Source organism: Pseudomarimonas arenosa, from assembly GCF_014841215.1.
Taxonomy (GTDB): Bacteria; Pseudomonadota; Gammaproteobacteria; order Xanthomonadales; family Xanthomonadaceae; genus Pseudomarimonas; species Pseudomarimonas arenosa.
On sequence record NZ_JACYTR010000103.1, the window covers coordinates 1 to 7,284 of the forward strand.

At 61.8% G+C, this 7,284-nt stretch carries 5 protein-coding genes; all 5 read right to left on the reverse strand.

What is annotated here, in order from left to right; translation table 11 throughout:
* Positions 1 to 120: 120 nt before the first annotated feature.
* On the reverse strand, positions 121 to 498 hold the full coding sequence (locus IFO71_RS21075; RefSeq protein WP_192031665.1) for a hypothetical protein: 378 nt from the start codon (positions 496 to 498) through the stop codon (positions 121 to 123).
* The gene (locus tag IFO71_RS21080) at positions 495 to 4,904 is read right to left on the reverse strand and encodes an RHS repeat-associated core domain-containing protein (protein WP_192031666.1); all 4,410 of its coding nucleotides are present in this window, start codon (positions 4,902 to 4,904) and stop codon (positions 495 to 497) included. The genes IFO71_RS21075 and IFO71_RS21080 overlap by 4 nt, the downstream gene beginning before the upstream one ends.
* Entirely contained in the window at positions 4,901 to 5,986 is a 1,086-nt protein-coding gene (locus IFO71_RS21085) for a FlgD immunoglobulin-like domain containing protein (protein WP_192031667.1), read from the reverse strand. Before IFO71_RS21085 ends, IFO71_RS21080 begins: the two co-directional genes overlap by 4 nt.
* The gene (locus IFO71_RS21090; protein ID WP_192031668.1) at positions 5,983 to 6,858 is read right to left on the reverse strand and encodes a TolB family protein; all 876 of its coding nucleotides are present in this window, start codon (positions 6,856 to 6,858) and stop codon (positions 5,983 to 5,985) included. Before IFO71_RS21090 ends, IFO71_RS21085 begins: the two co-directional genes overlap by 4 nt.
* A gap of 2 nt (positions 6,859 to 6,860) precedes the next feature.
* Positions 6,861 to 7,284: hypothetical protein (locus IFO71_RS21095; protein ID WP_192031669.1), on the reverse strand; the 424-nt coding region annotated here is incomplete at its 5' end.

Consider the following 7,284-nt stretch of genomic DNA (forward strand, 5'->3'; position numbering starts at 1 on the left):
CGTGCGGCATACCGTCGCGCAGTTGATTGGGTAGCGGATGCGGCCACGCCCGGCGAGGCCGAGCGTTGTGGGGGAAGTGAGCGTTAGGCAGTGGCGGGTTAAGAACCCGCCCTACGCGGGCTAGAAGTAGTCGGACACAGGTTTCAAGGCCGCCAGATCAAACCCCACTTCCAATGCTCTCCGCTCAACGTCAGGCAGAGTGAGGCCAGTTTCGATGCTCCCGCTGCTCGTATTTACCAGTGAGTATCCCTTCTGGTTTAAATAGCCATTCGGTGACGTTGCTGGCGTTGCGTCAACACACTCGACCACGACCAGATCACCATCTACGCCAACGTTCGCGATAGCAAACCCAACTACCAGTTCATTGGCTGCGTTCGAAAGATAGATTTCTTTGGGGTTCATGGCCCAGATCTTGTAGCCATTGGGCAATTCAACTGTCTCGGTCTTTGAACACGCCGCAACCAAGAATAGGCTGATGAATAGAACGAGCCGCGTCATAGTGTTCCTCCTCCTGAGACTCGTTCATACCAGCTTCCAGTCACCAAGTACGGAGTGCCTCCGTATTGGTAGTGGTCCCAAAAATCGGGGTTGTTTGTGTACCCGCTGTTGTCCCAATCGCTCGGATCACTAAAGAGATCAGCGAATGAGCTCGTCAATAAACAATCGAAAGAGTACGTTTCAGGGCGACACATGCCGCCTGAGTTGTCGGCGCAATTGCGCTTGACAATGCAGTTGCCCTCCTGCTTCATCGAAAAGCCGCCAATCCACCAAATGCCCGATGCGATACCTACCGAACGAGACATCATCATCCGTGTAAAGGTGCCGCACGGCATTGATCGCGCTTTAGCCTCGGCAGCCGTGCGAACCTGCGACTCCCAAATGGCCCGCTCAGGCTGCGTTTTCGAAGTCAACTGTCCCGCGCAACCCGTTTCTTGCATGGTTACAGTTCGTCCCATCCCAAGGTAGAAGTGGGCTACAGAATCAGCCTTTGACCAACACAACCCAAGCCGGTCATGCTGCATGATGGGTTGCCCGCCGACGTAGGCAAAGGTATTGAGCCCGCCTAACAACCCAATCGGATCACTCTCAACGTACCTACCTGTTGAGGGATCATAGTCGCGGTAATAGTTGTAATGCAGCCCGGATTCCGAATCGTAGTATTGGCCAGGAAACCGCATCCCATACTCCACCCCCTGCTCCACCGCCACCGGCGCCCGTTCACCAAACGCGTTATCGGCGAACGGCCAGTGCCAGCGTACCACTTGTTCCGCATCGGTGATCATCCGCGGGGTGCCGAGGTGGTCGGTGTGGACGTAGAGCAGATCATTGCCGTTCAGCAGGCCCGCCGGCACGTCGTCGGCCCAGATATGTTCCTGGATCGGGCTGCCGTCGGCGGCGTACTCGCCGATCAGGTGACCGGCTTCGTCGTAGATAAAGTAGCGACCGACACAGGCCGCGCTGGCGCAGCTTTCGCCCTGATGCTTGCGCACGCGCTCACCGCGGGCATTGTGCAGGTAGCCGGTGATGGCGCTGGCGGTCATCCAGGCATCGAGTCGGCCGTCGTCGCCATAGCGCTGGGTTGCACCAGCGACCAGGCCACTGACAGTGTTGCCACGTGCATCGTAGCTGCGGCTTAAGCCATTGGCCTGCAGCAGGCGATGGCTATCGCTGCCGTACTGGTAGGTGTCCGGCGTCTCGCCCTGACGCTGTTCGCTGCGACGATTGCCGGTGGCGTCATAGCTGAACTCCTGCTTCAGGCCACCGCCCGGCGACCCGACCCGCAGCAGTCGATTCAGGGCATCGTAGCGATACTGCTCTTGAATGCCGGCGCCCGATTCCGAGGCAATGATATTGCCCACCCAATCCAGGGTCAGGCCCAGCGAGAACGCCGGCGAAGCGATCGATTCGACCTGATAGTTGGCGTTGTGGGTGATCGTCGTCTGGCTGTTGTCGCCATAGCGACGCTGGGTGGTCGGGCCAAACGCTGCGTACTGCAGATCCTGCACCACCACGCGCTCGCTGCTGTCCGCCGCCACCAGCACGGCGGCACTCAGACGCCGCTCGTCATCGCGCGAATAGCGCACGCGATACCCGCTGGGATACTCGACGCTGGCCAGACGACCGTCGCGGTCGTAGCGATACCCCACGCGGAATTCGCGACCGCCGATGATCTCGCGCTTCTCGGTCACACGACCGGCAAAGTCGTAGCAGTAGCGGGTTTCCACCACGCCCTTGATGGCGCGGGTCAGACGACCGATAGGGTGCGAGGCGGCACAGCCGGTGATCGCGTTGCCCTCGTCATAGTGGAACGCCAGGTTCTTGCTGCTGTCCGGATAGCTCACCGACTGCAGACGATTCAGCGCATCGTAGGTAGAGGTGGCGGCGACTCCGCGGGCATCGGTCTCGCTGATGCGATTGCCGGCGTCGTCGACTGCATACTGGGTGATGCCGGTATCCGGGCTGATCAGTTGTTCGAGTTGGCCCAGGTCGTCATAGACATACAGGGTGTTCAGACCGTTAGGATCGGTCACTCCAATCAAGCGACCGGCACCATCGTAGTGGAAATGACTGGTCGCACGGATCGCGGCGACCGCGGCATCGCCGATTGAGGTCACCAGGCGGCCGGCGGCGTCGTAGCGCTGCTCCGTCAGGCGGCCCATCGGGTCGGTGATCTGGGTCTGCCGGCCGAGCGCATCGTACTTGAACAGGGTGGTGCGACCGAGGCCATCTTTGCTGCTGATCAGCTGACCGCGTTTGTCGTAGCTGCGCTCGCTTGAGCGGGTGACCTGGCCGGCTGCATTCAGGGTGCGCTCGCGCAGCACCTGCCCGGCCGAATCGCGCTCGTAGACGATGCGCGATCCGTCGGCGGCGATCAGGGCGCTGAGCCAGCCGCGGTCGTCGTACTGGTAGCGCACCTCGGGGCCTTCGGCGTCAGTACGCTTCGTCAACAGACCGCGCGCGTTGTACTCAAACTGCTGCGTGGCATCGCCGGTCGTGCTCGACAGCAGGCGCCCTTGTGCGTCGTAAGCATTGACCGTGCTCACGCCATTGGCATCCTGCGCTTCGATCAGGCGGCCCGCGGCGTCGTAGCGCAGCATGACCCGCGCCTGCCCGGCGGCATTGACGGTGCGGGCGAGATCACCGCGGTGGTGACACGGCCCCTGCGCCAAGCCACAGCCGCTGGTGTCGGTGCTGGTGAAGTACTGGAACTGGGTGATGTCCTGAACGTCCTCGCGTGGGCCATCGATCGACTTCAGCAAGCCCAGCACCGGGCATCCCAGGCTGGGGTTGGCGACATCCTGCTCCGTGCAGTAGGCATAACGCGTGCGCGTGTGGCTGCCGTCGCTGCGCACATGGCGCACTTCGCTGTAGCCGGTCGGTCGACCGGTGGCATCGCGATTCAGATCGTATTCCACCCGATTGCGGCTGTTCGGCGCCGCGGTGGAGTAGCTCTCGCGGCTCACCACCCAATCATCGTCATAGGTCCACTGGGTGACCAGGGATTCGCTGGGGCTGAGACGCACGGTTTCGGTCAGCGCCCGACCCAGCGCATCGCGAGTGAAGTCGGTGGCGGTGAACAGCTGATAGCCGTTGCCGATGCGCTCCCACACCTCTTGCCGCACCACCTGCTTGCGCTCGTTGCGGATGATCTTGAGCTCGTGGTTGAGCTCATTGGTTTCCTTCTCGAGATAGCCGGCCTCATCAAACCAGACCGTGCGCGTGCCGGCGATCAGCGAGGTGCCCTGCGCATCAAACACGGAGCGCGTGACTTCGGTGCGCCGGTACTTATCAACGTAGCGGATCTCGATCTTGCTGCGGCCCTGGGTTTGCACCACCACGCGGCCATCGGCGTCGTACTGATTCACCACCGGCACCGTCGCGGCACCGCCCTGGAACGACGTGACGTAGTGTGGGAAACGGCTGTCGTCATACCCGTAGGCGTAGTCGCCGCTGGCGGTACCGTTGACCGCCACCAGATTGCCGCGCGTGGCACCCTGCCAGACGTCGTGCTGGTAGCTGACTTCACGGCCGTCTGAGGTGCTGGCGCGCTGCAAGCGCCCGGTCGCCTCGTTGTAGTGGAACTCGATGGCGTGACCGGTGGACGAGCCGTCGGGCGCCTGCAGATCGATGCGGGTGAGGCGCGGCATCAAGGCCACCACCAGCGGTTTGTCCGGATCAATACTGTTCGGCGAGGTTCCGGTCAAGGGCAGCTTGCCGCGGCTGTCGTAAGTGAACGCATGGCGCCAGCCCTGCGCGTTGATCATGTAGGCCAGTCGACCTTCAGCGTCGTACACATCGCGCGCGCCGCTCTGGAACAGCAACTCATGACCGCCATCATTGCGTCGCTGCAATGTGGCCTGCACACCGTCGCGCGAGGCGACATAGGCGTTGCCGGTCGACACGAAACGATGGCGCATGCCGCAGCCGCTGCGAATGATCGCACTGCCATCGGGATACTCGAAGAGGCGTCTGTCGTGATCGAACGCCCAGCCAAACCCCAGACTGGAATCGTACAGCGCGAGGTTGTCGAAACGGCGAGTTAACGAGATGGGGTACTGACTGCCCACGGAGAGGTCGAACGCGGAATATCGCTCGCGGCCGTCATAGAGACTGATCGGCTTGCCTGCATTCCCGCCGTCGAAACCATCAGACGGATCGGCGCCAGGACCTCCATCACCGCCATCACCCGTGCCTCCGCCGATACAGCATATGTTGTCGTCACAGCCGCCGCCCGGCCCAGACGTTGAGACACCCTCGTCGTCAGCATAGGTCGTACCACCGAAGTGATGCGCATGCGCTATCGGCAGCAGGAACAACGCTAGAAGCATGCCCAGCGCAACGCCAGGCGTCTTGAGCAGAACCCGCTGGAACATGGTGTTCGTGCTGGAAAGTCGATTCGTCATTGGGCTTCACCGTGCTGAATGCGGACTCGCACGGTGGCGATTCCAAAATTGCCTTCATAGCCGCGCAAATTGGCGGTGACGAAGTGTTCGCCTTCCGGATAGCGGGAGGCATCCATGATCCATGTAGTGGGCAAGAAGCCCACCTCGTTCTCGAACACGTAGCTGCCGTCGACAAAAAACACCGGCTCGAAACGGCGATCGAGAACCCGTTGTTTGTCTTCCGGCGCGACCTCGAGCATGAACGGCACGATGCCGGAGATCACCCAGGTGCCGTCTTTGTCCTGCGGCGTGCCTGCCGGCAACGCGATACCGATGGCGATGTCACCGCGTTCTGCCAGCGGCTGCTGGGCGTGATAGTGCATCTTCTTCACCTGCGGCTGATTCACCTCGCGCTTGGCGGCGCCGGCCCCCTGGTTCGACAGGGCCACCCGCTGCGGAGGCGTACCAACAAAGATCACGTTGTCGGGAAGTGAGTAGGCTTGCACCGCGATTTCGAGCTGCGGATGCCGGGTCAGATCCAACAGGCCCGAGTTATCTTTGCCATCCCAAGCCTCGACCTGTTCGCCAGCCATCCTCGGCACCCAGTCGACGACTGTGCGTAGCAAGGGGCCCAGTTGACCCAGGCCCGCGCGCACGTTGATGCGTGCCGGGCGCGGCAGGCTGAAGGAAATCTGCTTGGTTTCTGAATCCCAACGCGCCGTTTGGGTGGTGAGTTCCTGTCCGCCGGTGATATCGGTTAGATCGTAAACCGCGCGATCACCGCTGGCGGTTTCCGCCTCAATCACGTAGTGATAGGCCTCGTTGGGCAACGCCCTGCCCGACTGATCACGCCCGTCCCAGCTCAGCTTGTTGTTGCCCGGCTGTCCCTCAAACGCAATCACACGAACTTGCACGTCGCTGCCATCGTATAAGCGCAGATGCCCGGCCGCCGGCTCGCTGAGCTCGAACTGAAGCTGCCAGAGATCGCCGTTTGACGGATCAAACTGCTGCCTCTCAACGGTAACGTGAGTGATCTGCACGGCATGCGCGCTGCAGGCCGCCAAGCTCAGAACCAGGGCGAAGTGGATGGTCAGTGCTCTCATTGCTGGGCTCCGGAGGGGCGCCACGCCGGGTGACGGGCCAACTGCGCTTCAGGGCTGATGCGCGTTACATCCGTGCCATCCTTGGCCATTCGCCAAACGTGCATGGCACCGCCACGGGCGCTCTCAAAGGCGATGTGCTCGCCATCGACTGACCACGCGGGGCGACTGTCGAGCGCCGGATGATCGGTAAGGCGCTGTGGCTGACCTGAGCCGGTCTGCACCCAGATCTCGTAATTGCCGCTGCGGTTACTTGAATACACGATTTGGCCGTTGGGGCCTTCGTCGACATCGAAGTTGTAGAGACTGCCGCCGGTAAGCTGCTCAACGTTTCCTGAGGCTAAGTCGACGCGCTGCACGTCGTGAACTTGGCCACCGCCGCCAGACAAGAAGTAGAGCGCTGTGCCGTCGCGGCTCCAAGCGGGCTCGTGCTGCATGGTGGTCATGCGGGTGACCTGCTTGACTGCGCCCTTGGGCGGGGTGAAGCGCCAGATGTGATTGGCATCGGCGACACCGGCTGCGCTCAGCGAAAAGGCGATCTGTTGGCCGTCGGGCGACACCACGGCGTCGAGCACGCCGGGCAACGGCATGTCGATGGCCTGCTCGCTGCCATCCTCGATGGCGACACGCACCACCGACCCATCGGCCTTGTTAAGCAGCAGGTGTTGGCCATCGGGGTACCAGGACAGGCGGGTCTTGTCACCGGCCGAGCGCGTGATCAAGCGAGCATTGGCACCGTCATCGGCCATGATCGCGGCCTGCCAGTACAGTCCGTCGTGTGCCAGATAGGCAAGGTCGGCCGCGAGAACGGATCCCGAGATACAGGCGCCCAACAACCCGACCGCGATAGGCATCGCGTTGCGATGGAATTTCATGCTCAGTTCTCCAAGTGCAGCACGCCAAGGTACTTGGCCGTGACTCCGCTGCGTACGCTAGTCGCCGTAATCAGCAGGTTGAACATGCCCTGTCCTTCGGTGAGCACAAAGTTGGAATCGACCTCGTCCTTGCCGGTCCACTGCACTTCGCGCAAAACCTCGGAGGCCAGCGTTTCGTTGCTGACGAGGGTGAGAGCGCCCGGGTCGTTGGGGTCGACGCTGCCCGGCGGCAGCAGCTTGACGTTCACCACCGACGATTGATCGACCTTGAAGGCAAAGCGCGACAGCTGTTCGTAGCTATGCACGACAAGATAGGGGTCAGGTTTGACTTCGATGTTGGGTGCAATTGCATCGCCGGTAATCTGCGGGCGATTGCCACGCACGATAAAGCCGCCGTCCGGAATGATCTGCGGCGCTTCAAAATCG

Coding starts and splice junctions, on each gene's coding strand:
- IFO71_RS21075 (WP_192031665.1), bottom strand. CDS start 498: ATGACGCGGCTCGTTCTATTCATCAGCCTATTCTTGGTTGCGGCGTGT.
- IFO71_RS21085 (WP_192031667.1), bottom strand. CDS start 5,986: ATGAGAGCACTGACCATCCACTTCGCCCTGGTTCTGAGCTTGGCGGCC.
- IFO71_RS21080 (WP_192031666.1), bottom strand. CDS start 4,904: ATGACGAATCGACTTTCCAGCACGAACACCATGTTCCAGCGGGTTCTG.
- IFO71_RS21090 (WP_192031668.1), bottom strand. CDS start 6,858: ATGAAATTCCATCGCAACGCGATGCCTATCGCGGTCGGGTTGTTGGGC.